Origin of the sequence: Streptomonospora wellingtoniae, from assembly GCF_031845375.1 — a bacterium.
GTDB lineage: Bacteria > Actinomycetota > Actinomycetes > Streptosporangiales > Streptosporangiaceae > Streptomonospora > Streptomonospora wellingtoniae.
Map to the genome: position 1 here is coordinate 86,447 of NZ_JAVREK010000018.1, position 23,583 is coordinate 110,029.

General features: G+C 74.8%; 23 protein-coding genes. 11 read left to right on the plus strand and 12 right to left on the minus strand.

Annotated elements, in window-relative coordinates; translation table 11 throughout:
• Nucleotides 1–49 precede the first annotated feature (49 nt).
• Together RM446_RS16890 and RM446_RS16895 are read right to left on the minus strand one after the other, a co-directional pair.
• On the minus strand, nt 50–355 hold the full coding sequence (locus RM446_RS16890) for a 4a-hydroxytetrahydrobiopterin dehydratase (protein ID WP_311546282.1): 306 nt from the start codon (nt 353–355) through the stop codon (nt 50–52).
• 373 nt (nt 356–728) lie between these two features.
• Complete coding sequence (locus RM446_RS16895; RefSeq protein WP_311546283.1) at nt 729–1,490, minus strand: hypothetical protein; 762 nt, start codon at nt 1,488–1,490, stop codon at nt 729–731.
• Between the two features lie 152 nt (nt 1,491–1,642).
• Between RM446_RS16895 and RM446_RS16900 the strand changes: the two genes are divergently transcribed.
• From RM446_RS16900 to RM446_RS16920, 5 genes are all read left to right on the plus strand, one after another.
• A complete protein-coding gene (locus tag RM446_RS16900) occupies nt 1,643–2,716 on the plus strand; it encodes an AAA family ATPase (RefSeq protein ID WP_311546284.1) in 1,074 nt (357 codons plus the stop codon).
• A 9-nt stretch (nt 2,717–2,725) separates the two neighbouring features.
• Nucleotides 2,726–3,706, plus strand: a complete 981-nt coding sequence (locus RM446_RS16905; protein WP_311546285.1) for a DUF58 domain-containing protein — start codon at nt 2,726–2,728, stop codon at nt 3,704–3,706.
• Between the two features lie 100 nt (nt 3,707–3,806).
• Nucleotides 3,807–4,754, plus strand: a complete 948-nt coding sequence (locus RM446_RS16910) for a VWA domain-containing protein (RefSeq protein ID WP_311546286.1) — start codon at nt 3,807–3,809, stop codon at nt 4,752–4,754.
• Between the two features lie 180 nt (nt 4,755–4,934).
• Nucleotides 4,935–5,702 carry an HAD family hydrolase gene (locus tag RM446_RS16915; RefSeq protein ID WP_311546287.1) on the plus strand — a complete coding sequence of 256 codons (768 nt, stop codon included), beginning with the start codon at nt 4,935–4,937 and terminating at the stop codon, nt 5,700–5,702.
• Nucleotides 5,699–6,574 carry an NUDIX hydrolase gene (locus tag RM446_RS16920; RefSeq protein ID WP_311546289.1) on the plus strand — a complete coding sequence of 292 codons (876 nt, stop codon included), beginning with the start codon at nt 5,699–5,701 and terminating at the stop codon, nt 6,572–6,574. Before RM446_RS16915 ends, RM446_RS16920 begins: the two co-directional genes overlap by 4 nt.
• Nucleotides 6,575–6,723: 149 nt before the next feature.
• On the opposite strand, the gene RM446_RS16925 is transcribed toward RM446_RS16920, so the two are convergent.
• The 4 genes from RM446_RS16925 to RM446_RS16940 all read right to left on the minus strand — a co-directional run bounded on the left by RM446_RS16925 (nt 6,724) and on the right by RM446_RS16940 (nt 9,696).
• Entirely contained in the window at nt 6,724–7,992 is a 1,269-nt protein-coding gene (locus tag RM446_RS16925) for an APC family permease (protein WP_311546290.1), read from the minus strand.
• Nucleotides 7,993–8,247: 255 nt separating this feature from the next.
• Nucleotides 8,248–8,523 (minus strand): DUF1876 domain-containing protein, encoded by a 276-nt coding sequence (locus RM446_RS16930; protein WP_311546291.1) that lies wholly within the window; start codon nt 8,521–8,523, stop codon nt 8,248–8,250.
• A 33-nt stretch (nt 8,524–8,556) separates the two neighbouring features.
• Nucleotides 8,557–8,760 (minus strand): DUF1918 domain-containing protein, encoded by a 204-nt coding sequence (locus tag RM446_RS16935; RefSeq protein ID WP_311546292.1) that lies wholly within the window; start codon nt 8,758–8,760, stop codon nt 8,557–8,559.
• A 180-nt stretch (nt 8,761–8,940) separates the two neighbouring features.
• Nucleotides 8,941–9,696 (minus strand): SDR family oxidoreductase, encoded by a 756-nt coding sequence (locus RM446_RS16940; protein ID WP_311546293.1) that lies wholly within the window; start codon nt 9,694–9,696, stop codon nt 8,941–8,943.
• Between the two features lie 296 nt (nt 9,697–9,992).
• Between RM446_RS16940 and RM446_RS16945 the strand changes: the two genes are divergently transcribed.
• From RM446_RS16945 to RM446_RS16965, 5 genes are all read left to right on the plus strand, one after another.
• Entirely contained in the window at nt 9,993–10,682 is a 690-nt protein-coding gene (locus RM446_RS16945; RefSeq protein WP_311546294.1) for a class I SAM-dependent methyltransferase, read from the plus strand.
• Nucleotides 10,683–10,811: 129 nt separating this feature from the next.
• Nucleotides 10,812–11,390, plus strand: a complete 579-nt coding sequence (locus RM446_RS16950) for a TrmH family RNA methyltransferase (protein ID WP_311546295.1) — start codon at nt 10,812–10,814, stop codon at nt 11,388–11,390.
• A gap of 245 nt (nt 11,391–11,635) precedes the next feature.
• Nucleotides 11,636–13,027, plus strand: coding sequence for a hemolysin family protein (locus RM446_RS16955; RefSeq protein ID WP_311546296.1), 1,392 nt, complete (start codon nt 11,636–11,638; stop codon nt 13,025–13,027).
• Nucleotides 13,024–14,037, plus strand: a complete 1,014-nt coding sequence (locus RM446_RS16960; RefSeq protein ID WP_311546297.1) for a hemolysin family protein — start codon at nt 13,024–13,026, stop codon at nt 14,035–14,037. The genes RM446_RS16955 and RM446_RS16960 overlap by 4 nt, the downstream gene beginning before the upstream one ends.
• A gap of 323 nt (nt 14,038–14,360) precedes the next feature.
• Nucleotides 14,361–15,302 carry a DMT family transporter gene (locus tag RM446_RS16965; RefSeq protein ID WP_311546298.1) on the plus strand — a complete coding sequence of 314 codons (942 nt, stop codon included), beginning with the start codon at nt 14,361–14,363 and terminating at the stop codon, nt 15,300–15,302.
• Nucleotides 15,303–15,603: 301 nt separating this feature from the next.
• On the opposite strand, the gene RM446_RS16970 is transcribed toward RM446_RS16965, so the two are convergent.
• The 5 genes from RM446_RS16970 to RM446_RS16990 all read right to left on the minus strand — a co-directional run bounded on the left by RM446_RS16970 (nt 15,604) and on the right by RM446_RS16990 (nt 20,377).
• Nucleotides 15,604–16,146: a hypothetical protein gene (locus tag RM446_RS16970; RefSeq protein WP_311546299.1), complete on the minus strand. Its 543-nt coding sequence runs from the start codon at nt 16,144–16,146 to the stop codon at nt 15,604–15,606.
• 131 nt (nt 16,147–16,277) lie between these two features.
• On the minus strand, nt 16,278–16,700 hold the full coding sequence (locus RM446_RS16975) for an organic hydroperoxide resistance protein (RefSeq protein ID WP_311546300.1): 423 nt from the start codon (nt 16,698–16,700) through the stop codon (nt 16,278–16,280).
• A gap of 79 nt (nt 16,701–16,779) precedes the next feature.
• On the minus strand, nt 16,780–17,244 hold the full coding sequence (locus RM446_RS16980; RefSeq protein ID WP_311546301.1) for a MarR family winged helix-turn-helix transcriptional regulator: 465 nt from the start codon (nt 17,242–17,244) through the stop codon (nt 16,780–16,782).
• Between the two features lie 83 nt (nt 17,245–17,327).
• Nucleotides 17,328–17,768, minus strand: a complete 441-nt coding sequence (locus RM446_RS16985) for a MarR family winged helix-turn-helix transcriptional regulator (RefSeq protein ID WP_311546302.1) — start codon at nt 17,766–17,768, stop codon at nt 17,328–17,330.
• Between the two features lie 221 nt (nt 17,769–17,989).
• Nucleotides 17,990–20,377, minus strand: a complete 2,388-nt coding sequence (locus RM446_RS16990) for a lysylphosphatidylglycerol synthase transmembrane domain-containing protein (RefSeq protein ID WP_311546303.1) — start codon at nt 20,375–20,377, stop codon at nt 17,990–17,992.
• A 185-nt stretch (nt 20,378–20,562) separates the two neighbouring features.
• Between RM446_RS16990 and RM446_RS16995 the strand changes: the two genes are divergently transcribed.
• On the plus strand, nt 20,563–21,462 hold the full coding sequence (locus RM446_RS16995) for an ACT domain-containing protein (RefSeq protein ID WP_311546304.1): 900 nt from the start codon (nt 20,563–20,565) through the stop codon (nt 21,460–21,462).
• Between the two features lie 315 nt (nt 21,463–21,777).
• Here RM446_RS16995 and amaB read toward each other — a convergent pair whose 3' ends face one another.
• Entirely contained in the window at nt 21,778–23,319 is a 1,542-nt protein-coding gene (amaB, locus tag RM446_RS17000) for an L-piperidine-6-carboxylate dehydrogenase (protein ID WP_311546305.1), read from the minus strand.
• Between the last annotated feature and the right edge of the window lie 264 nt (nt 23,320–23,583).

Here is a 23,583-nt window from a genome sequence, read left to right on the forward strand (position 1 = left end):
CGGCAGGTCCCGGGCCTGCCGCGGCCGCCCGCGACCGCCCGCGGTCGGCTCAGGCGTGCGACAGGGCGGCGGAGACGAGCTCGTCGATACGCGCGGCCAGCTGCATGTCGGCAGCGGTCAGACCGCCGGCGGCGTGCGTGGTCTGGTGGAAGGTGATCCGGTTGTAGCGGATGTCCACGTCGGGATGGTGCCCGGCCTCCTCGGCGGCGTGGGCGACCGAGGTGACCAGGTGGATTCCGCTCATGAAGTCGGGCATGCGCACGGTGCGCCGGATCGCGTCGGCGCCGTCGTCGCGCTCCCAGCCGTCGAGCCGCCGCAGGCCGTCGCTGATCTGGTCTTCGGTGAGCAGTTCCATGGATGGAGTTCCTCCGGGCCGATGGTCGGTGGCGTGCGGTGGTGTCCTACCTCGTTCGCGGGCAGGGCAATCCTGGTGGCCGGTCACACACAGCCACCTTTACGATGTAGATTCCAATTGTCCCGCTAATCTATTCCCAAAACAGCGGAGCTAGCACCTCTGACCTGGGCAAACGCACTCCATTGCGAGACGCCCACGAAATCCCGTTATCGTTCCGTGACATTCTCTGAAGTGGGTCTGGAGCGGGCCGGTTCACCCTCGTTTTGTTCCTCCGGTACGGCCGACCAGAGGGAGGCCCCACACAGCTTGTAGCTATCGCAAATGGAAATCGTTTTCCTTCACGATGGCTACAAGATCGACGGCGGACCACCGGCTAGGCCTGGTCCTCGGGCTCGGCGGGGACCTCGCCCGCCGGGTAGTCGTCCTCGTCCACGTCCACGCTGGGAACGTCGCCACTGGGCGAGGAGGCCGGGGTCGGCTCCTGCGGCGGGGGCTGCGGCGGCCCGTCGGAGCCGCCGCTGGGCCCCGCCGACGGCGACCCCTGCCCCGAGGACGGCTGCGGCGGCGGCTGGCTGGCCTGGACCGACATATTCTGCAGCAGCAGGAAGACCGCCACGACCACCACGGCGATCAGCAGCAGCGCCACCAGCAGCGCGACGACCACGGGCCACCCGGGACGCGCCGGTGAGCCCGCCCCGCGCCGGTGCCCCACCGAGGCCCACGACCACGCGGCCGCGGCCGGGCCGGGGTTCCCGCCCGCAGACCAGTACGGCGCGTAGGAGGGCGCCGCCTCGGCGCCGGCCGAGGCGCCCGCCGCCACCGCCACGGGCTCAAGGAAGGCCTCGGCACCGCGCGGTCCCCCGCCGCGCACGGCCACCCATGACGCGGCGGGACTCGCGAGGCTGGAGGCGAGCACCTTCGGAGGGTCGGCGACGCCCTTGCCACCGCGCACCGCCGCGGCGAAGCGGTCGCGCGCAGCCGGGTCGGCGGCCGCGCCGGAGCTGAGCATCGCCACGCTCACCCGCCGCCCGCGGGAGTCGCGGCCGCTGTAGACGACGCCTTCGGCGCTGGCGCCGACCCGGTCGCTGAGCCGGAACGGTCCCAGCTGGCGCGGGTCCGCCTCGTGCAGGGGCACCGGGGCCTCCTCTCGCCTGCCACGGCCCAGATCGCGTCGGCACCGGGCTGCCGGTTCCCCGCCTGCGTTGCGGGTAGCATCGCCGGTGCGTGACCATCAACGTACCCGGCGGCGGGCAGCGGTGACCGCGCCGCACTGGAAAGGCTGGTGACATGGCCGAATCCGATCTCCCGGGCGGGCACGGCGAGGACTCCGGACCGCGTCCGCGGGGCGGCTCCACCGGCGAGCCCACGCGCCTGCTGCGCGCGGCCCTGCAGGAGGTCTCGACCGTCATCGTCGGCCAGGACCAGATGGTCGAGCGCGGCATGGTCGCGCTCATCGCGCGCGGGCACTGCCTGCTGGAAGGCGTGCCCGGCATCGCCAAGACCCTGGCGGTCTCCACCCTGGCCAAGGTCACCGGGGGCTCGTTCGCGCGCGTGCAGTTCACGCCCGACCTGGTGCCCTCCGACATCGTGGGCACGCGCATCTACCACCCCTCGACCGAGCAGTTCGACGTGGAGCTGGGCCCGGTATTCGCCAACTTCGTGCTCGCCGACGAGATCAACCGCGCGCCCGCCAAGGTGCAGTCGTCGCTGCTGGAGGTCATGGCCGAGAAGCAGGTCTCGCTGGGCGGCGCCACCCATCCGCTGCCCGACCCCTTCATCGTCATCGCCACGCAGAACCCGGTGGAGTCCGAGGGTGTCTACCCGCTGCCCGAGGCCCAGCGCGACCGGTTCCTGATGAAGGTCGTCGTGGACCACCCGCGCGCCCACGAGGAGATGGAGATCCTGCGGCGGATGAGCGCCCGCCCGCCCGAGCCCCACCAGATCCTCGACCCGGTCACGCTGAAGGAGCTGCAGGAGGACGCCGAGCGGGTGCACGTCCACCAACTCATCGCCGACTACGTCGTGCGCCTGGTGATGGCCACCCGCGAGCCCGAGAGCTACGGCGTGCCCGAACTGCGCCGGGTGCTGGAGGTCGGCGCCAGCCCGCGCGCCAGCCTGGGCCTGGTCGCCGCCGCACGCGCGCTGGCGCTCATCCGCGGCCGCGACTACGTCCTGCCCGAGGACGTGCGCGTTCTGGCCCGCGACGTCATGGCGCACCGGCTCGTACTGACCTTCGACGCGCTGGCCGACGGCGTCTCCACCACCCAGGTCGTCGACCGGGTGCTGGCCGCGGTGCCGCCGCCCCGCGTCATCTGGGACGACCCGCCCAGCGGCGAGCAGGCCGCCGCGGCGGTGCGCTAGGCGGCCGCGATGTCCCAGCGCCCCATCGCCCCCGGGCTCGACCCGCGGATGCACGAGGCCCTGCACCGGCTGGACCTGCGCATCGTCCGCCGGCTGGAGGGCCTGCTGCACGGCGAGCACCTGGGACTGCGGTCCGGCCCCGGCAGCGAGCCCGCCGAGGCCAGGATGTACCAGCCCGGCGAGGACGACGTGCGGCTGATGGACTGGTCGGTGACCGCGCGCACCACCGTGCCCCACGTCCGCGACCTGGTCGCCGACCGCGAGCTGGAGAGCTGGACGCTGCTGGACCTCTCGGCCAGCATGGACTTCGGCACTGTGGACTCCCAGAAGCGCGAGGTCGCGGTCGGCGCCATGGCCGCGGTCACCGTGCTCACCCAGCGGGTGGGCGACCGCTTCGGCGCGCACTTCCTGCACCGCGGCCGCATCCGCCGCTGGCCGGCACGCTCGGGCAAGGCCGCGCTGATGTCGCTGCTGTCGACCGTGGCGGCCGCACCCGAGGGCGACACCTCCGACGCCGAGGGCGCCGGCCTCGCCGACGCGCTGGAGGACCTGGCGCGCACCCGGTCGCGCCGCGGCCTGCGGGTGGTCGTCTCCGACTTCCTGGACACCCCGCCCGAGGCGGTCTCGGCGCAGGCGCCCGCCGACTGGGAGCGGCCGCTGCGCAGCCTGGCCGCCCGGCACCAGGTGCTGGCGGTGGAGGTGGTCGATCCCCGCGAGCTGGACCTGCCCGACATAGGATTGGTCGCTATGCAGGATCCCGAGTCCGGGCGCACGCGCGAGGTCCGCCTCAGCCCCCGCGTCCGGCGCGACTACCGCCAGGCCGCCCAGGACCAGCGCGCCGCCGTCCGTGCGGCACTGCGGCGCTGCGGGGTCCCGCAGCTGACCCTGCGCACCGATCGCGACTGGATCGCGGACATGGCGCGGTTCGTGATCGAGCAGCGCCGCACCGCCCACCGGTTGTCCCGGCACACGCCGGCCATCCCCCGCTGAGCCCCAGGCGGCCGCCGAACGTGCGCAAGGCAGCGCCCGCGCCGGCCGAGCAAGAGCGCCTCCGGGCGCGCCCAGGCAGGCACGCAGAAAGGACGACCGGGTGACATTCCTATCGCCAGCGTGGCTCTGGCTGCTGCTCGCCCTCGCCACGCTCGTCGCCGCCTACGTCCTGCTGCAGTACCGCCGCCGCGAGAACACGCTCAGGTTCACCAACCTCGCGCTGCTGGACCGCGTGGCGCCCCGGCGCTCCGGTTGGCAGCGCCACGTCGGCGCCGCCCTGTACTTCCTGGCCGTGGCCGTGCTGATCGCCTCGGTGGCCCGGCCCGCGATGCCCGTCGAGGTGCCCCGCGAGCGCGCCACGATCATGGTCGCGATCGACGTGTCGCCCTCCATGGCGGCCAACGACGTCGACCCCAACCGGCTGATCGCCGCCAAGGAGTCCGCGCGCGGGTTCGTCGACTCGCTGCCCGACCGCTTCAACGTCGGGCTGGTCGCCTTCTCCTCGACCGCCAGCGTCATCTCCTCGCCCACCCACGACCACCAGGCCGTGACCGACTCCATCGAGACGCTGCAGATGTCGCCGGGTACGGCCATCGGCGAAGGGGTCTTCACCTCACTGGAGTCCATCCGCTCCTTCGACGAGGAGGCGGGGCGGAACCCGCCGCCGTCGGCCGTCGTGCTGCTCTCCGACGGCGAGAACACCAGTGGGCGCCCCATCACCGCCGCCAGCAGGGAGGCGGCCGACATCGGCGTCCCGGTCTCCACGATCGCCTTCGGCACCGGCGCCGCCATCATCGAGATCAACGGGGAACCGGTCGAGGCCGACATCGACAAGGGCGCCCTGGAGCGGCTGGCCGCCGACACCGACGGCCACTTCTACGAGGCCGAGTCCGAGGCCGAACTGAGCGACGTCTACGACGACATCGGCTCGTCCCTGGGCAGCGAGACCGTCGACCGCGAGATCGTCACCCGGTTCGTGCTCGTGGGCCTGCTCCTAGCCGCGGCGGCGGCCGTCGCGTCGATGGCGTGGAATCAGCGCGTGCCCTGAGCGCGGTGACCGAATCCGGCCAGAGGGGATCCGGCAGGGGGCGCGGCCGGTCCCATCGGCGCCGGTCCGACGCGGCCGCAGGGCCGCCCGGACCCGGCCCACCGCCGCGTTTGCGCAGTTCGCCCGGTACCGTGGCAGTGTTTGAGGTTGCCCTCAACCAGGGACGACGGAAAAGGAACGATGCCCCCAACAGCCCCCGCACCCGAGGCGATCTTCTTCGACCTCGACGACACCCTGCTCGACGACCGGGCCGCCAGCTCGGCGGGACTGCGCACGATCATGGAGCGCCTCGGGCACCCGGAGTTCTCCGCCGCCCGCCGGTTGTGGGACGTCCAGACCGACATCTCGTTCGGCGCCTACATCGCCGGCCGCCTCAGCCTGCAGGAGCAGCGCCGCGAGCGCGTGCGCGCCCTGGCGATCCAGGCGGGCCACGCCCGCATCGCCGACGAGCACTGCGACGAGCTCTACCAGATCTACCTTTCGGAGCACCGCTCGGCGTGGGCGCCCTTCCGCGACGTGGTCCCCGTGCTCGGCGAGCTCGCCCGCGGCGGCCTGCGGCTGGCCGTGGTCACCAACGGCATCGAGCAGCTGCAGCGCGAGAAGCTGGCCGCGCTCGACCTCGGGGGATACTTCCCGACGGTGGCCTGCGCCGACACCGTGGGAGCGGGCAAGCCCGACCCGCGCATCTTCCACGCCGCCTGCCGGAGCGTCCAGGTGCCGCCCGAGCGCGCCTGGCACGTCGGCGACCAACTGCACGCCGACGCGCTCGGCGCCGTGGCCGCGGGCCTGCACCCCGTGCTGGTCGACCGGCACGAGCGCAACGAGGGCGCCGACCACGACGTCCAGACCGTGCCCGGACTCGACGACCTGCTGCGGATGGTGCACGCCTCGCGCGCCCCCGCACCGCCCCACCCCGAGGTCGGCCGCACCGCCGACGCGGGGCTGTGAGCGCTCCGGACGCCGCGGGCTCCCCGCGGCGCGCGCGCCGGGCCACGGCCCACCTCGCTCTTGTCGGAGCCGACGGCCGGGCGGTGCTGGACGCGGGCGGGGCGCCCGGCGGGGAGCGCCTGGCAGGGGCACGGGTCCGCTTCGGCGACGACCCCGCCGAGGTAGCCCGCGGCGCCGCCGGGCTCCCGGCCGGCGTCCCGTTGGCGCCCTGCGACGTGCGCACCGAGCTCGCCGAAGCGCGCCGCGCCGACGGCGGCACGGTGGAGCTGCACGTTGACCGGATCTACTACACCGCCCCCGTCGACCGGGCCCCGGACGCCCCCGGCGGGCGCAGCGTCCCCCTGCGCGCGGCGGTCGCGCTGCCGCCGCAGCCGGCCGCCGACGCGCTTGCAGAGGAGGAGGCCGAGCGCGCCGGACCCGTGCTGCGCCGGTTCTCCTGCTACGGGGTGGTCACCGACCCGGCGGGGCGCATCCTGCTCTCGCGGATCGCCCCGGGGTTTCCGGGGGCGGGCACCTGGCACCTGCCCGGCGGCGGTGTCGACCACGGCGAGTCGCCCCGCGCGGCGCTGCGCCGCGAGGTGGTCGAGGAGACCGACCAGCGCTGCGGCGTGGGCGCGCTCATCGAGATCAGCCACTACCGCCGCACTCGCGAACTCGGTCCGGGCGACCCGGAGACCGACGTCTACGCGGTGTGGGTGTTCTTCCACGCCCACGTCGCCGAACCGCGGACGCCGCGGGTGGTGGAGCTGGACGGCTCCACCGAGGACTGCGCCTGGTTCGACGCCGGCGAGCTCGCCCGCCTCCCGCTCTCGGCCACGGCCCGCCGCGCGTTCGGGCAGCTGTCGCGGACCGGTTCCGACACGCGCTACTAGGCGCCGCGCCGCTCATTGCGAAGGGAAGCGCTGCCCGGCTCGGCCGGGGACAGCCGGCGGGGCCCCGGCCGCGTCGGCTCGCTGATCGTGCAGTGGCCCGTGTCCCGGCGCAGCCTCCGATCCCGGCCGCGGTGCGTCGGGGGCGGCGTTCAGGCCCGGCGGTCCAGGACCAGTCGGCGCAGGGCCCACACGGCGGCTCCGGCGGCGATGACCGCGGCACCGCTCACCACCGAGCTCAGGGGCAGGGTGAAGGCCAGCACCAGGCAGCCGGCCAGGCCCACCACGGGCACCAGCAGCGGCGGGCGGTTCTCGCGCGGGCCCAGGCGCAGCGCCGAGGCGTTGGTGATCGCGTAGTAGACCAGCACACCGAAGGCGGAGAACCCGATGGCACCGCGCAGGTCCGCGACCAGGACGATCAGGCACACGGCCGCGCCGACGGCGGTCTCGGCCCGGTGCGGTCCGCCGAAGCGCTCGTGCGTGGCCGCCAGCGAACGCGGCACGTGGCCGTCGGAGGCCATCGCCGCCACCGTCCGCGAGACGCCGAGGATGAGCGCCAGGAGCGCGCCGAGGCTCGCAAGCGCCGCGCCCACCGCAACCACCGGGACCAGCTCGGGCCAGCCGGCCGCCGCGACCGTGTCGGCCAGCGGGGCGCTGCTGGCGGCGAGCCCGTCGCGGCCCAGCACCGCCAGCGCAGCGGCGGCCACCACCAGGTACACGACGAAGACGCCGGCCAGCGCGATGCCGATCGCCCGCGGGATCGTCGTGGCGGGGTCGCGGACCTCGCCGCCGAGCGTGGCGATCCGTGCGTAGCCGGCGAATGCGAAGAACACCATGCCCGCGGCTCCCAGCAGGCCGAAGAAGCCGGGCCAGTGGCCCGACACCGCGAGCTGGGCGGGGTTGGCCTCGCTGCCGAGAAGCCCCACGGCGGCCACGGCGGCCAGCACCGCGAGGACGGCCGCGAGCAGCACCCGCGCCAGACGCGCCGACGTGCGCAGCCCCCGGTAGTTGACCGCGGTCAGCGCGACCACGGCAGCCACCGCGAGTGGCCGGGCCCACTCGGGCGCGACGTAGGCGCCGAAGGTCAGCGCCATCGCCGCGCAGGCGGCCGCCTTGCCTACGGTGAAGGCCCACCCGGCGATGTAGCCCCACAGTTCGCCGAGGCGCTCGCGCCCGTAGACGTAGGTGCCGCCCGACTCCGGATGCCGCGCGGCCAGCCGTGCCGAGGAGGTGGCGTTGCAGTAGGCGACCACGGCGGCGATCAGCAGCGCCACCCATAACCACGCGCCCGCTTCCTCCGCCGCCGGCGCGAACACCGCGAACACGCCGGCGCCGATCATGGCCGCCGCGCCGACGGTGACCGCGTCGGCGGTGCCCAGCACCCGGGAGGGCGTGGACTGCGATCCAGAAGAGGTGGTCATGTCGCCAGAGTCTGCCCCACCATGATCACGCATCAGTGAACAACCCGAACACCCAGCGCGACCACAACCGGCCGCAGAGGGTGTCCGACCGGGCACCCGGGAACCCTGCCCCCGGCGGCCGCATCCGGCCGGGCGGGCGTGTCGGCCTCGCCCGCACCCCGCGCCCGTGGCGCAGGCCCGGGCCGCGGACCGGCCCCGCCCCCGCGGCGGCCGGGAGCCGCGGTCCGGGTCCGGCAGTCCCGCGCCGGACCCGGTTCACGGGCGCCAGGGCGTTCCGGTGTGGTCGCTGATGTCCTCGGCCGCGACCTGCCGGAGCTGGCGGGAGAGGTCGGCCAGTGCACGCGACACCGCGAGCTCGTCGCCGATCTCGGGGACGTCGTCGTCGGTGGGGTGCTTGCGGGCCATGCCGTGGCCGCGCAGCCCCACCCCGTCCTGGGAGTCGAGGCCGGCCTCGGCCATAGTGCGGGCGGAGTCGCCCTCGGACTCCTCTGACAGCAGGATGTCGATGTTCCACCTCTTCGTGGTGTGCATCCTCCCCCACCTCCAGCGCATACACCGGGCGGGTCAGCGTCCGGCGGGTTTCTCCTCGATGTGGGCGTCGGGGCCGGGATAGACCAGGGTCTCGGTATCGGCGTCCTCGTCCAGCCATCGGACCCGGTAGGGCGGCGCGCCCTCGTTGCCGCGAACCTGGGTGACCTCTGCGATGCGGCGGTGCATGTCGTCTCGGGGCCCCTCGACGACGAGGTGGTCTCCGACTCGGGCTCTCATCGCTGCTCCCCTCGGCACGTGCTCGCCTGGGTGTCCTCATCTGCGGGACTACCCACCATCCTCCGCCTGCCCACCTGCGAATGCAATGGCGCCCGGACGCGGGGGCGCAAGGGCGGTTCGCAGGTGAGAGGGGATGCGGCGGGCGGCGCCCGGCCGGGTTCGCGGCGGCTCGGCGGCGCGCTACTCGACGCCGGCGCCGAGCGTGCGTCCGCCGTCGAGGGTGTGGGTCTGGCCGGTCACCCAGGAGGCGTCGTCGGATGCGAGGTAGGCGATGGCGGCGGCGACGTCCTCGGGCACGCCCAGGCGGCCCAGCGGGTAGCCCGCCGCGGTCTTCTCCTCGTCCTCGAAGAGCGCCTCGGCGAACTTCGTCTTCACCACGGCCGGCGCGACGGCGTTGACGCGGATGCCCGTCCCCGCCAGCTCGTAGGCCAGCTGCTCGGTGAGGTTGATCAGGGCGGCCTTGCTGGCGCCGTAGATCCCGATGCCGGGCGAGGGGTGCTGGCCCGCCAGCGAGGCGACGTTGACGACCGCGCCGCCGTGCTCGGCCATCCACGCGCGGTGGACGGCGCTGACCCAGGATGCGGCGGCGATGACGTTGATCTCGAAGATCTTGGCCATCGCGGCGGGTTCCACGTTGACGATCGCGTCGAACACGGGGTTGGTGCCGGTGTTGTTGACGAGGGCGTCGATGCGGCCGAACTCGGCGAGCGTCCGCCGGACGACCTCGTCGCGGTGCTCGGCGTCGTGCGCCTTGCCCGCGACGCCCACGGCGGTGCCCGCACCGCCGAGGTCGGAGACCGCCTTCTCCAGCGGCTCGGGGTTGCGCCCGGTGACGACGACCTTGCCGCCCTCGTCCGCGATGCGCCGGGCGGTGGCCAGCCCGATCCCGCGGCTGGCTCCGGTGATGATGGCGACCTTGCCGTCAAAACGTCCCACGACCTGATTCCTTTCGTCCGTGCTCTCCGACGGCCCAACACTACCGACCGGTCGGATTGTGACGCAGATTGCCTCGGGCCGCCGCACCCCGAGCCACGGCGGCCCGCGCGGTGCTCTCCGCGCGCGGCATCGGGCCGGTCCGCCGCTTCGGCCCAGCGCACGCCCGCGCCGGCCGGCGGCTGCTGGTAGCGTGCGCCCGTGGTGCGCGAGCGGACTTTCGGCGCGCCGGGCGATCCCGCCGCAGGCCGGCGCACCCGAGGCGCGCCCCGGCGGGGCACGAGGTGATTGGAGGCGCCGTGGACCGGCGCGAGCACGGCGGCGGCTCCCCCGGCGAGGGGCGGGCGCGCCCGCCGCACTACTTCGACGCCGACCCCGCCGCGGCCAGCCGGCCCGCCTCGGTCGACCTGGTCCTGCCCGATCTGCACCTGCGCCTGGCGACCGACCGCGGGGTGTTCTCCGCCGACCGCGTGGACCTGGGCACCCGGGTGCTGCTGGAGTCGGTGCCCGCGCCGCCCGAGCGCGGACGCCTGCTCGACGTCGGCTGCGGCTACGGCCCGATCGCGCTGTCGATGGCGGCTCGGGCGCCGGAGGCCGCGGTGCTGGGCGTGGACGTGAACGGGCGCGCGCTCGACCTGGCACGGCGCAACGCCGCCGAGAATGGGCTTTACAACGTAGATTTCCAACTGGTCGATACGGACGGCTCGCCCGCCGGCGGCCCGGCGCGGGCGCGCCCGGAGCCGCCGCTGACCGGGCCGTTCGACGCCGTCTGGGCCAACCCGCCGATCCGCGTGGGCAAGGGGGTGCTGCACCGGCTGCTGCGCACCTGGCTGGGCCGCCTGGCCCCCGGTGGGACGGCCCACCTGGTCGTCCAGCGCAACCTGGGCTCCGACTCGCTGCAGCGCTGGCTGGAGCAGGAGGCGGGGATGGCGGCCGAGCGCGCCGCCTCGCGCGCCGGATTCCGGGTCCTGCGCGTCCGCGCGCCCTGACCCGGGAGCCTCCGCGCGGCAGGGCGGAGGCAGACGGCGGCAGCCCCCCTGCCCCGATCTCCCCGATGCCGCTATCGTGGGAGGACGAACCGCACCGGCAACGACCAGTACACGAGGAACGCACCGCAGGTGAGCACGCAGCTGCGCCCCACTGACGTCAAGCGACTCAACCGCCATTGGCGCAGGCGCACCGAGGGCCGAATAGCCCTCATCGCCGAGTCCGTCACCCAGCCGTTCAACCTGGGCTCCATCCTGCGCACCTGCGCGACGTTCGGGATCGAGACGGTCTGGCTCGCGGGCAACTCCGCGGACCCGGCCCACCCCCAGGTGGGCAAGACCGCGCTGGGTACCGAGCAGAAGCTCCGTCTGGAGAAGGCGTCCACCGGCGCGCAGGCCGCGGCCGCCGCCCGCGGGGCGGGCTACCGCGTCGCCGCCGTCGAACTCGCCCGCGGCGCCGTGCCGCTGCACGAGGCCCCGCTGGAAGGCGACGTCTGCCTGGCCGTGGGCGCCGAGGACCACGGCTGCTCGCCGGGGCTGCTGTCGGCCGCCGACACGGCCGTCTACATCCCGCAGATCGGCCGCGTCGGCTCGCTGAACGTCGCTGTGGCCGCCGCCGTCGCCATCGCCGAGACCCGGCGCCGCGAATGGCGGGAGCTGCCCGCCGAAGCCGACGCCGACGAGGCCTCCGAGGCCCCCGGCCCGCGCTGACGGACCGCCGCAGCGGGCGGTCGGCGAACAAGCGCCCCGATCAGGGTTCGGAGCGGAGAATCGGGGGAATTTTTCCAGCTCCGCGATCGTATCCACACTGAAATCGAGTCGAGAGAGGATCACGTGGCCCCGTCCCGAAGTACCGGCAGCGTCCTCACCGGACGCTGCTCCCCCGAATCCGACGAGCCTCCTTCACCAGGTAGCGCGCGCACCGGAGTCCGCCGCTCCGAGGCGGTGCGTGCGAAATGAGCGTCATCCTCAGCATCCTCCTCGGAGCGCTGGTGATCCTGGTGATCACCGGGGCGACGGGCTTCTTCGTCGCCCAGGAGTTCGGCTACATGGCGGTGGACCGCTCCCGCCTGAAGGCCCGCGCCGCCCGGGGCGACACCGGCGCCCGGCGGGCCCTGGCCATCACCGGCCGCACCTCGTTCATGCTCTCGGGCGCCCAACTGGGGATCACCGTCACCGGTCTGCTGGTCGGCTACGTCGCCGAGCCGATGGTGGGCGAGGGCATCGGCGAGCTGCTGGGATCGGCCGGAGTGCCGCTCGGCACCGGCATCGCGATCGGGACCGTCCTCGCGCTGCTGTTCTCCACGGTCGTGCAGATGGTCTTCGGCGAGCTGTTCCCCAAGAACCTGGCCATCGCCCGGCCTGAGCCGGTCGCCCGCTGGCTGGCGCTGTCCACGGGCGTCTACCTGCGCGTGTTCGGCTGGCTCATCCGGCTGTTCGACCAGGCCTCGGTCCTGCTGCTGCGGCTGGCGCGCATCGAGCCGGTCGAGGACGTCCAGCACGCCGCCACGCCACGCGATCTGGAGTACATCGTCGAGGAGTCGCGCGAGAGCGGCGACCTGCCCGCGGAGCTGTCCACGCTGCTGGACCGCACGCTGGACTTCCACGACCGCACCACCGAGCACGCCATGATCCCGCGCCCGCAGGTCTCCACGGTCGAGGCGGGCGAGCCGGTCAGCCGCGTCGTGGAGCTGATGGCCTCGGGACACTCTCGCTTCCCCGTGCTGGGCGACGGCGTCGACGATATCGTCGGAGTGGTCTGCCTGCGCGACGTGCTCGCACTGGGCGACCGTGCGCTGGCCGACGTCCAGGTCTCCGACGTCGCGCGCGCTCCCGTGCTGGTGCCGGGGTCGCTGCCGCTGCCGGCCCTGCTCCGCCGGCTGCGCGACTCCGACGAGGAGTTCGCCTGCGTGGTCGACGAGTACGGCGGCCTGGCCGGCGTCGTCACCACCGAGGACATCGCCGAGGAGCTGGTGGGCGAGATCGCCGACGAGCACGATCCCGAGGACGCCGGCGAGGCGCGCGTCGGCGAGGACGGCAGCTGGCTCGTCCCCGGTGCGCTGCACGTCGACGAGGTCGAGCGGCTCATCGGCCACGACCTTCCCGAGGGGGACTTCGAGACCATCGGCGGCCTGGTCATCGCCGAGCTGCGGCGGCTCCCCGCCCCGGGCGACAGCGTCAGCGTGGTGCTCCCCCGCCACGCCGGCGCCACCGACGACGAGCCGCTGCGCACCGTGGACCTGGGGGTGCGCACCGTCGACCGGCACGTGCCCGAGACGGTGCGCCTGGAGCTGCGCGAGGGGCAGGCCGGCGAGCACGCCGGGCACGACAGCGGGGTGAACGCATGAGCGACATGAGTCCGATGGCCGCCATGGCGGCCACGGTCGCCATCATCGGCCTGAGCGCGTTCTTCGTGGCCATCGAGTTCGCTCTGGTGGCGGCCCGCCGGTACCGCCTGGAGGAGGCCGCCGAGACCAGCGCCTCGGCCCGGGCGGCCCTGAAGAGCTCCCGCGACCTCTCGCTGCTGCTGGCCGGCTCCCAGCTGGGGATCACGCTGTGCACCCTGGCGCTGGGCGCCATCACCAAGCCCGCTGTCGAGCACATGCTGCACCCGCTGTTCACGGGCTGGCTGCCCGAGGCGGCGGCCACGGCGGTGGCGTTCGTGGCGGCGCTGGTCGCGGTGACGTTCGTGCACCTGGTGGTGGGCGAAATGGCGCCCAAGTCCTGGGCCATCTCCCACCCGGAGCGGTCGGCGACGCTGCTGGCGCTGCCGATGCGCGCGTTCATGTGGGTGACCCGCCCGGCGCTGGTGCTGCTCAACGGCCTGGCCAACTGGTCGCTGCACCGGGTGGGCGTGCAGGCGGTCGACGAGGTCGCCGCCGGCCACGGCCCCGACGACCTGCGCGAGCTCGTCGACCACTCGGCCAAGACCGGCGCGCTGGACGAGGAGCGGCGCGACCAGCTGGCCACCGCGCTGGAGGTGAACTCGCGCCCGCTGCGGGAGATCACCACGCCCAGCGAGGAGCTGGCGGCGGTGGCCCCCACGGCCACCCTGGAGGAGGTCCAGCGGGTCTCCCGCGAATCCGGCCACCTGCGGCTGGTGGTCCGCGAAGGCGCCGATCCGGTGGGGGTGCTGCACGTGCGCGACGCGCTGACGAGCCCGCCGCAGACCACCGCCGCCGACCTGATGCGGCCGGTGCTCACGCTGGAGGGCGATACCCCCATCTACGCCGCGCTGGGGATCATGCGCGAGAGCCGGACCCACCTGGCGCTCGTCGAGGAGCAGGGCCGCCTCGCCGGCCTGGTCACCCTGCAGGACATGCTGGACCGGCTGCTGCTGCCCGACTCCGCTGCCTGAGGCCCGCCCCGGCACCCGGCCCGCCCGCCCGCCGAACCCCGTCGATCTTGTAGCCATCGTGAAGTAGAACGATTTCCGTTTGCGATAGCTACAAGATCGGCGCCGATATGCCGGGCGGGTGGCACAGGTCTCCCCCCGTCCCGCGGATCGGCCGCTGCGCCCGGGAATCAGCGCCGTGGCACGGCTGTTCTGCTCAGTCGCGTGCTCTGTCGCATCGAGCGGCGGAGGCATCGCGGAGGCGGCCCCATGCGCCTCCGGCGGGACCGCTACGGTGGGCCCGGACCAGGCAGGAGACGGCGACGAGCAGGAATCGGGGCGGCGACGTGGTGCTGGCACGCCGAGCGGACCGGATGTGGGCGGTGGCGCTGGCCGCCGGGCTGTGGGGGACGTCGGCGCTGCTGCGCGACCCGCTGGCCCAGGTGCTGCCCGCCTCGACCATCGTGTTCTACGAGCACGCCGTCATCGTGGTGCTGCTGCTGCCGTGGCTGGTACCGGCGCTGCGCGCCCTGGCCAAGGCCGGTCCGGCCGTGATCGCGGCGGTCGCCGTGATCGGCGGCGGGTCCTCCGCGCTGGCGACCACGCTGTTCACCATGGCATTCACCCTGGGCGACCCGATCACGCCGCAGGTCCTGCAGAAGCTGCAGCCGGTCTTCGCCATCGTGCTGGCCGTGGTGCTGCTCGGCGAGCGGCTGGCGCCGCGCTTCGCGCTCTACGCGCTGCCCGCGCTGGCCGGCGCATGGCTGCTGGCCTTCCCCGAGCCGCTGGCGGTGAACGTGCACGACGCCCGAAGCGCCGCCCTGGCAGTGGGCGCGGCGCTGCTGTGGGCCGCGGGCACGGTCCTCGGGCGGCTGGTCGGCGTGCGCTTAGAGTCCATGCACGTGACCACACTGCGGTTCGCGTTTGGGCTGCCGGTGGCGCTGGCGATCGCCCTGGCGTCGGGTGCCTCGCTGGCCGTGGGCGGGGCGCAGGTGCCGCGGCTGGTCCTGCTGGCGCTCATCCCCGGCCTGCTGGCGCTGACGCTGTACTACTGGGGGCTGGGCAGGACGGCGGCCAGCCGCGCCACGCTGGCCGAGCTGGCCTTCCCGCTGGTGTCGGCAGCCGTGGGGGCCGGACTGCTGGGCGCCGAGCTGGCCTGGAGCCAGTGGGCCGGCGGCGCCGTGGTGCTGGCCGCCGTCACCGCGATGGCACTGAGCGGGTCGGGGCCGCGCCCCTCGGGCGTGCGCGTGCCCGAGGAGAGCCCGGCGGCCCCCGCGGCGGCACGCTGAGGTCTCGGGGCGGTCGCCGCCGCGGAGCGTGCGGCGCCGTCCGGGAGTGCGTGCGCCCCACCACGCCCGCGGCGCCCCTCAGACGCAGGCCAGGGACGCGGACAGCGCAGTGATCCCGAGGTGCGCCCCACCACGCCCGCGGCGGCACGCTGAGGTCTCGGGGCGGTCGCCGCCGCGGAGCGTGCGGCGCCGTCCGGGAGTGCGTGCGCCCCACCACGCCCGCGGCGCCCCTCAGACGCAGGCCAGGGACGCGGACAGCGCGGTGATCCCGAGGTGCGCCCCACCACGCCCGCGGCGCCCCTCAGACGGAGGCCAGGGACGCGGACAGCGCGGTGATGAGGTGCTCGCGCGATCCGGGGTCGCAGTGGGCCGCTTCGAGGACGCGCAGCTCGCGGTCGGCGTCGGGTCCGGCCTCGTGGTCGGGGCCTTCACCGGCCGCCACCGGCATCGGCGCGGCGCCGTCCCAGCCCGGTGTCGAGGGGTAGGTGACGTCGATGGAGACGCGTTGGCCGCCGAGCTCGACGATCAGGTAGCGGTGCACGTCCCGAACACCGGCCTCGGGCACCGCCGCTGCGGCCGCCTCGCCGAGGCGCACGCGGGCGTCCTCGGGGGTGCACACGTGGACCCGGTGCACCAGCCGCGGCTTGGTCTCGGGCCAGCCCTTCTCCAGGGCCGCGGCGAGCAGTTCGTGCTTGGTGGTGCTGATGCCCCGCCACTCGTCCAGGGTTCCCTGGGCGCTGCGGTCGGCCGGGGCCCCGAAAGGGATGCGGTGGACGGCGTCGACCACCTGGGCCATGGAGGCGTCGGCGGGCAGGCCGGCCCGCGTGATGAGTGGATCCAACATGGCGGCCAGCGTAACGAAGCGGTGCGCCGCCCCGGTAGACGACAGGCCGGGCGACCGGAGGCGGCTGCTGCGGGCGCCGGCCCGCGCCCGCCCTGACGCGGGAGGAGGCGGGCCGGCGCTGCGGCAGGGTGTCAGCCGTTCCTGGTGGTGAGGGTCACCTCGACGTTGCCGCGGGTGGCGCGGGAGTAGGGGCACACCTGGTGGGCGGCCTCGACGAGCGTCTTCGCCTCGTCCTGGGTCTTGCCCGGGATGGCGACCTCCAGCTCGACCGCCAGGGTCAGCCCGTCGTCGGCGCTGCCCAGGCTGACCTTGGAGTCGATCGAGGAGCCGTCGACGGACTCGCCGGACTCGCGGGCGACCTTCTTGAGGGCGCCGTGGAAGCAGGCGGCGTAGCCCACGGCGAACAGCTGCTCGGGATTGGTGCCGGGCCCGTCGTCGCCGCCCAGGCCCGAGGGGACCGAGAGCTCCACGTTCAGGCGGTCGTCGGCGGTGCGGCCGCGACCCTTGCGGCCCTCGCCCTCGATGTGGGCCTCGGCGGTGTACATGACCTTCATTCCGCTGTGTTCCTTTCGGATGGCGTTTCGCCCGCGGCTGTGGTGGCCGCGGCCGCTTTCCCCGCCGTTCCCCGCCGGCTCACCGTCGGCCGCGGAGGTCGTCGGCGGCGGAGGTGGCGGAGTCGGTGACCCGCTCCAGGGTCCGGCGCAGCTCCGCGGCCTGGGCCGCGGTGACGCCGGCGGCGTCCAGAACCTGAGCGGGGATGCCGGCGGCCTGCTCGCGCAGGCGGGTGCCCTTGCCGGTGAGAGTGATGTGCACGACGCGCTCGTCGCCGTCCTGGCGGCTGCGCCGGACCAGGCCGCCCGCCTCCAGGCGGCGCAGCAGGGGCGAGAGGGTGCCCGAGTCCAGCCGCAGCCGGGCGCCCAGCTCCTTGACGGTGAGGTCGCCGCGCTCCCACAGCACCAGCATGGCGAGGTACTGGGGATAGGTGAGGCCGAGGCCGTCGAGCAACTCGCGGTAGAGGCCGGTCATCGCGCGCGAGGCGGCGTAGACCGCGAAGCACAGCTGGTGCTCCAGCGCGAGCGGCTCGGACGTGTCTGCCATGGTTCGGGCACTCCCTCCTCGACGGTAATCAATTTAGCACAATCGAATTGGGCACAACCAGTCCGCCGAGTCGCGGCCGCGGTCTACTCCGGCGCCTGCGCGCTGCGCAGTTTGCCGGCGAGGTCTCGCAGGCTGCGCAGCTCCTCACCAGTCAGTGCGCCGCCCACGTACCGCTCGATCGCCGCCGCGTGGCGGCGGCCGGTCCGGTTCAGCACCTGGCGGCCGTGCTCGGTGAGCCCCACCACGGTGCCGCGCCGGTCATCGGGGGCGCAGCCGCGGGTGACCAGGCCGTCGTCGGCCATGCGCTCGACCAGGCGGCTGATGCTGGGCTGGGTCAGAAGCACGTGCTCGCTGAGGTCGCGCATGCGCGACCCCTCGGGGCAGCGGGAGAGGGTGAAGAGCACGTCGTACTCGCGCATCGTGATCTCGCTCTCGCGGAAGTCGTCCTGAAACCTGCGCATCAGCGCGATCTGAGCGCGGGCGAGCTCCTCCCACGCCTCTTCCGCGAGCTTGTTCCTGGCCATTCCTCGGGCTCCTCCGCCTCGTCGCGCTCGCTCCCGCGGGCCCTGCGCCCGGGTGCCCCGCAGCGCCGCGCTGCCGGAGCGGGGTGCGTCCGGCGCCCGGTGCGGCGGCGAAGACCGTCCGCTCCCGCCGCGGGGCTGCGTCGCCGACCCATGATTCCACCGTCCGGGGGCGCGCGGCGGCGCCGAACCGCCGGTGCGCGGTCGGATGCGGCGCAGGCGGCTCAGATCGCCTTCCAGCGCTGCAGCAGATGGAAGGCGCCCCACCCCGGCAGCACCGGCAGCCAGAAGGTCAGCAGCCGGTACAGCAGCACCGCGGGCAGCCCGACAGCGGCCGGCACCCCCGCAACGGTCGTCAGCCCGCCCAGCAGCGCGGCCTCGACGGCGCCGAGCCCGCCCGGGGTGGGCGCGGCCGAGCCGATGGCGTTCCCGGCGAGGAACACCACGACCAGTGCCGCGATGCCGACGCTGCCTCCGAACGCGGCCACCGAGAAGCCCAGGCACATCACGAAGCCCGCGGTCAGCAGCAGCGTGCCGCCCACGCCCATCACCAGCCGGCGCGGGTGCTGCATCAGGTCCAGCAGCTGCGGCAGCGTGTGCTGGAAGTAGGGGCGGGCGCGCTCCAGCACCGAGCGGCGCAGGCCGGGCACCAGCAGGACCAGCGCAACCGCCAGTGCCAGGCCGGCGGTGACCGCCATGACCGTCGCCGACGGTGAGAAGTCGGCGAGGTAGGAGGTCCCGGTCAGGTAGGCGGCCACCAGCAGCAGTGGGACGTGCAGGATCAGACCCACGGCCTGGGAGAGGCCGACGGCCGAGAGCGCCAGCCCCGCGGAGGCGCCCATGCGGGAGACGTAGCGGGTGTTGATCGCCAGCGACCCCAGCCCTGCGGGCGCGGCGATGCGGACGAACGACCCGGCGAACTGCACCAGCACCGTCGTCCACAGGTTCAGCCTGATCGGCACGAACCCCATCAGCGCCATGGCGGCGGCCACCATGCACAGCGTCGAGGCGCCGAACGCGGCGGCCGCCCAGCCCAGGTCCGCCCCGGCGATGGTGCCGAAGTCGACTCCGGCGAGCTGATAGGCGAGGACGATGCCGACCGCGGTGGCGACCGCCACGCTGACCACGGTGCGCGGGTGCATCCGCTCCAGGCGGGCCGGACGCGCCTTCGCCTCGGGAACCGCCCCGGTGATCTGCGCCCGGATGGCGCCCAGGGTCCCGCGGTGGGCGCGCAGCCGGCCGCGCAGCGCGAACGGCATCCCGGCGGTCTGCAGGAAGGGCAGGGCGGCGGCCGCGGTCTCGCGGCCGAGCACGCGCATGGCCGAGTCGACCGCGCGCCGCTCGCCCACACGCAGCGCCAGCAGGGTCATCAGCGCCGCCGCGTCCAGCGACGCCTTGATCGGCGAGCCGGCGACCGTGCCGTTGGCCAGGCCGGTGAAGACGACCCGCCCGTCGAGCCGCCGGCCCACCGTGGAGCCGTTCAGGTTGCCGTGGGTGATGCGGTTGCGGTGCAGCAGGGCGAGCTCGGCGTAGACCTCGTCGAGCACCTCGTCGGTGAGTTCGTCGGCGTCGAGCTCGTCGAGGGGGCGGAGCGGCACGTGCTCGGTTACCAGCGCCACGGAGCCCAGCCCCAGCTCGCCCACGCCGAGCACCCGCGGGCCGGCGGCTCCGGCGGCGCGGGCGGCGAAGTCCATCAGCGCGGCGTGCTCCACCCGGCGCTGCACGCCCAGCAGCACCGAGGGCGCCGCGGGCCCGCGCAGCATCACCGCACCCAGCAGCCGCTTCCACAGCCCGCGGGTGTCCTCGGCGCGGAACAGCACCACGTCCAGGCGGCGGTCGACGGTGTCGACGGCGTAGCGCTGGTTCCCCTCGGCGTCGCCGCCCAGCGGGGTCAGGCCCAGCGGTTCCCACCCGAACCGGCGCAGCTCGCGCAGCAGCCGCCCGGTGGCCGGGACCGGCTTCGACAGGCCCACGGCGTAGGCCGCCACCGACGCGCAGGTCCAGCCGGCCAGCACGGTCAGCAGCAGCGACAGCGCCGTGGTCACGCCCGCCAGCAGCACCGAGACCGAGGTCAGGGCGATACCTCCCCACATCGCCGCCCGCACGCGCGGCAGGTGGCCCAGCGGCAGCGCGCACACGTAGGCGACGGCGGCGGCGATGTAGGCGTGCAGCGGTGAGGTGAACAGGCCATGGGCCTCCGGCGTCTGGAGCACCTCCGGCAGCCCCGATGCGGGAGTGAGGGCGTGCACGGCGGCGTTGGCGGCTCCGACGAGCCCGTAGCAGAAGCAGGCCGCCGACAGCGCGCGCACGATCTGGCGGAACTCGGTGCGCAGCAGGCGCTCCAGGGCGGTGACGGCGGCGAGCACGATGACCGTCAGGTTGGCGAGGCCGGCTGCCAGCGCGAGCACCGAGGGCGGCAGCAGCGTGCGCAGCTCGGCCGGGTAGGCCGCCTCCTGGCCGTCGGTGGCGATACGCACGACGGCCAGTACGGCCGCGATGACCAGCATGCCGACGGCGGCGGCGAGCAGGTCCACCGGCCTTCGCGCGATCGGCCCCAGCGACGGCAGGCGCTCGTCCCCGCCTTGTTCCGGATCGACTCCTGCGGATTTCACACTTCCAGACTGCCCGAATCCGCGCACGACCCCGCGCCAGCCCCCGTAGTGGCGTGTCCGCTGGCGGAGCGGAACGGGTGCGGATCACCGCCGGTCACCCTCCGTGACCGAAGTCACGCCGGTCCGTTACCCCGCTGTCACCGCCGGTCGATCCCGCGAAACGCGCGGCGGGCATGGTCGGGGCCATGAGTGACGACGTGCGAACCGACGTGAACGTGCGAGGGGAGCGGCGGAGTGCGCGCCGCGAGCCGGTCCCGCGGGGGTTCCTCGGCCAGGAGCTGGTGGACGTGGGCGGGCTGCTGCTGGCGGCGGGGGCCGCACACCTGCTGGTGCTTTCCCTGGGCCACAGCGACTACGGAGGCCGGATGCTGGCGGCGGCCGGGGCCGCCCTGCTGGCGGTCTCGACGCTGCACCGCTGGCGCAGGCACCGCGCCGGCGGGCGCGCCCCCGGCGGTCGACCGGCGGCACCGCAGGGGGGTGCGGCGGGACACGGGGGCGCGGCGCTACCGGAGGCGGCGCGGGCGGAACGGGAGCGGCTGTGGCGGGTACGGGTGGCCGTCGACGACGTCCCCGGCGGGCTGGCCGCGCTGACCGCGCAGATGGCGCGGCACGGCGTGGACATCCGGCTGCTCCAGGTCCACCCCGCCGCGGGCGAGGCCGTCGACGACCTCTATGTGACAGCACCGGCGGGGGCCGGCGCCGAGGTGCTGCGCGAGGCCGCCGTGCGTGCGGGCGGGCGCCGCCCCGTCGTCGAGCCGGCCGACGTCCGCGACCTGGCCGACACGGCGGCCCGCGCCCTGTCCCTGCTGGCCGGCCTGGTGGGCGGGCAGGCGAGCCTGCCCGAGGTGCTCGCCTCGGTGTCGGGTGCGCGCGACGTCGCGCGGCGCCCCGCACCCCCGCCCGGGCTGGAGGCCGAGGACCTGCGGCGCACGGAGATGACGCTGCCCGATCCCGAGGGCGGCGTGTTGCTGCTGCGGCGCGAGATCCCGTTCACGCCGGTGGAGTTCGCGCGGTGCCGGGCGCTGGTGCGCGCCGCCGCGTGCCTGCACGAGCGCCTGCGCGCGCACGGCGCGCCGGAGCTCTGAGAGCACCGGATACCGCTGATCCGGTTCGACTCCCGGGAGGGCTGCCGCCGCCCTGGCGATCCGTCGGCGCGGAACCGCGCGCACGCCCCGGATGCGGGCCGGCCTGCGCCGGCGCCGCATCCGCCGGTGTTGGTTGCGCCCGTCTCGGGGTAGTCGGCCCGGGGCCCCGCCAGTCGGGGCGCGGGCCCGGCGCCGCGGCCTGCGGCGGTGGAGGCCGCCCACCGCCGCGTCCGGCGCACCCGGACGCGAGACCCGGTCGGCGCGGCACCCGGACCTCCTGCCGCGCCGGCCGCCTCCCGCCGGTTCAGGCCGCTCTCACAGGAAGCTCACCCCTTGGGCCAGGGGCAGTTCCGCGGAGTGGTTGACGGTGTTGGTGGCGCGGCGCATGTAGGCGCGCCAGGCGTCGGAGCCGGACTCGCGGCCGCCGCCGGTGGCCTTCTCGCCGCCGAACGCGCCGCCGATCTCGGCGCCGGAGGTGCCGATGTTGACGTTGGCGATGCCGCAGTCGCATCCGGCCGAGGACAGGAACCGCTCGGCCTCGCGCTGGTCGCGGGTGAACACCGAGCCGGACAGGCCCTGCGGTACACCGTTGTGCAGCTCCAGCGCCTCCTCGAAGGTGCGGTAGGTGAGCACGTAGAGGATCGGGGCGAAGGTCTCGCGGCGCACGATGTCGTCCTGGCGGGGCATGCGCACCACCGCCGGGTCGACGTAGTAGGCGCCGGGCGCCTCCGACGCCAGGCGGCGGGTGCCGCCGGTGAGCAGCCGTCCCCCGCTGTCGGCGGCCGCCCGCAGCGCCTCGTCCATCGAGCGGTGCGCCCCCTCGCCGATCAGCGGGCCGACCAGGGTCTCTGCGGCGAAGGGGTCGCCGATGCGCTCGCCCAACTTGCCGTAGGCCTCGGCGAGGCGCTCGGTGAAGCCGTCGGCGACGTCCTCGTGGACGATGAGGCGCCGCTGGGTGGTGCAGCGCTGCCCGGCGGTCCCGGCGGCGCCGAACGCGACGCCCTGCAGTGCCTGGTCCATGTCGGCCGAGGGCGCGACGATCGCGGCGTTGTTGCCTCCCAGCTCCAGCAGGCAGCGCCCCAGCCGGGCCGCCACGCGCGGGCCGACCTCGCGGCCCATGCGCACCGAGCCGGTCGCGCTCAGCAGCGCCACGCGCTCGTCGTCGACCAGCCGCTCGCCGGCGTCGCGGCCGCCGAGCACGAGCCGGTGCACCTCCTGCGGTGCGCCGACGTCGTCGGCGGCGCGCATCAGCAGCCCGTGGCAGGCCAGCGCCGTGAGCGGAGTCAGCTCGGAGGGCTTCCACACGACGGTGTCGCCGCACACCAGGGCGACGGCGGTATTCCACGACCACACCGCGACGGGGAAGTTGAAGGCGGTGACCACGCCGACGACGCCCAGCGGGTGCCAGGTCTCCATCAGGCGGTGGCCGGGCCGCTCGGAGGCCATGGTGCGGCCGTAGAGCTGGCGGGAGAGCCCCACGGCGAAGTCGCAGATGTCGATCATCTCCTGGACCTCGCCGGCGGCCTCGGAGCCGATCTTGCCCGCCTCGACGGTGACGAGGTCGGCGAGGTCGCTCTTGTGCTCGCGCAGCAGCTCGCCCAGCCGCCGCACGAGGCGGCCGCGTTCGGGGGCGGGGGTGTCGCGCCAGGCGCCGCTGAAGGCCGACTGGGCGGTGGCGACGGCGCGGTCGACGTCGGCCGCACTGGAGGGGGTGAGCTGGAACAGCGTTCCGCCGGTGATGGGGGTGCGCGCGTCGTGGCCGGCGCCGTCGGCCTCGTCGAGGTGCTCGACCCCGCAGCGGCCCAGGGCCGCTCGGGCGCGCTCGCGCAGGTGGTCGGTCGCGGGAAGGGCTGCCATGTCCTTCTCTCTCCGTTGAGAGGCGGTTGCGGGCATCCGACTTTTTCCCCGCGCCGCCCGCTGCTAACCGGTCCGCCGCCCACCGCTCGGCCCGCACCGCCGGGCCCGGGGCACTGCGGCCCGTGCGTCCGATCGTCCTTGGCCTGTGGGAAGCTGTGCGCCGAACCCCGCGCCCGGCCGCGGATCCGGCGGGCCCTGCGCGCCGACGCCGCGGCGGGGCCGGTGGCGACCGCTTCGGCACGAGACCGGCGACCGCGCTATACC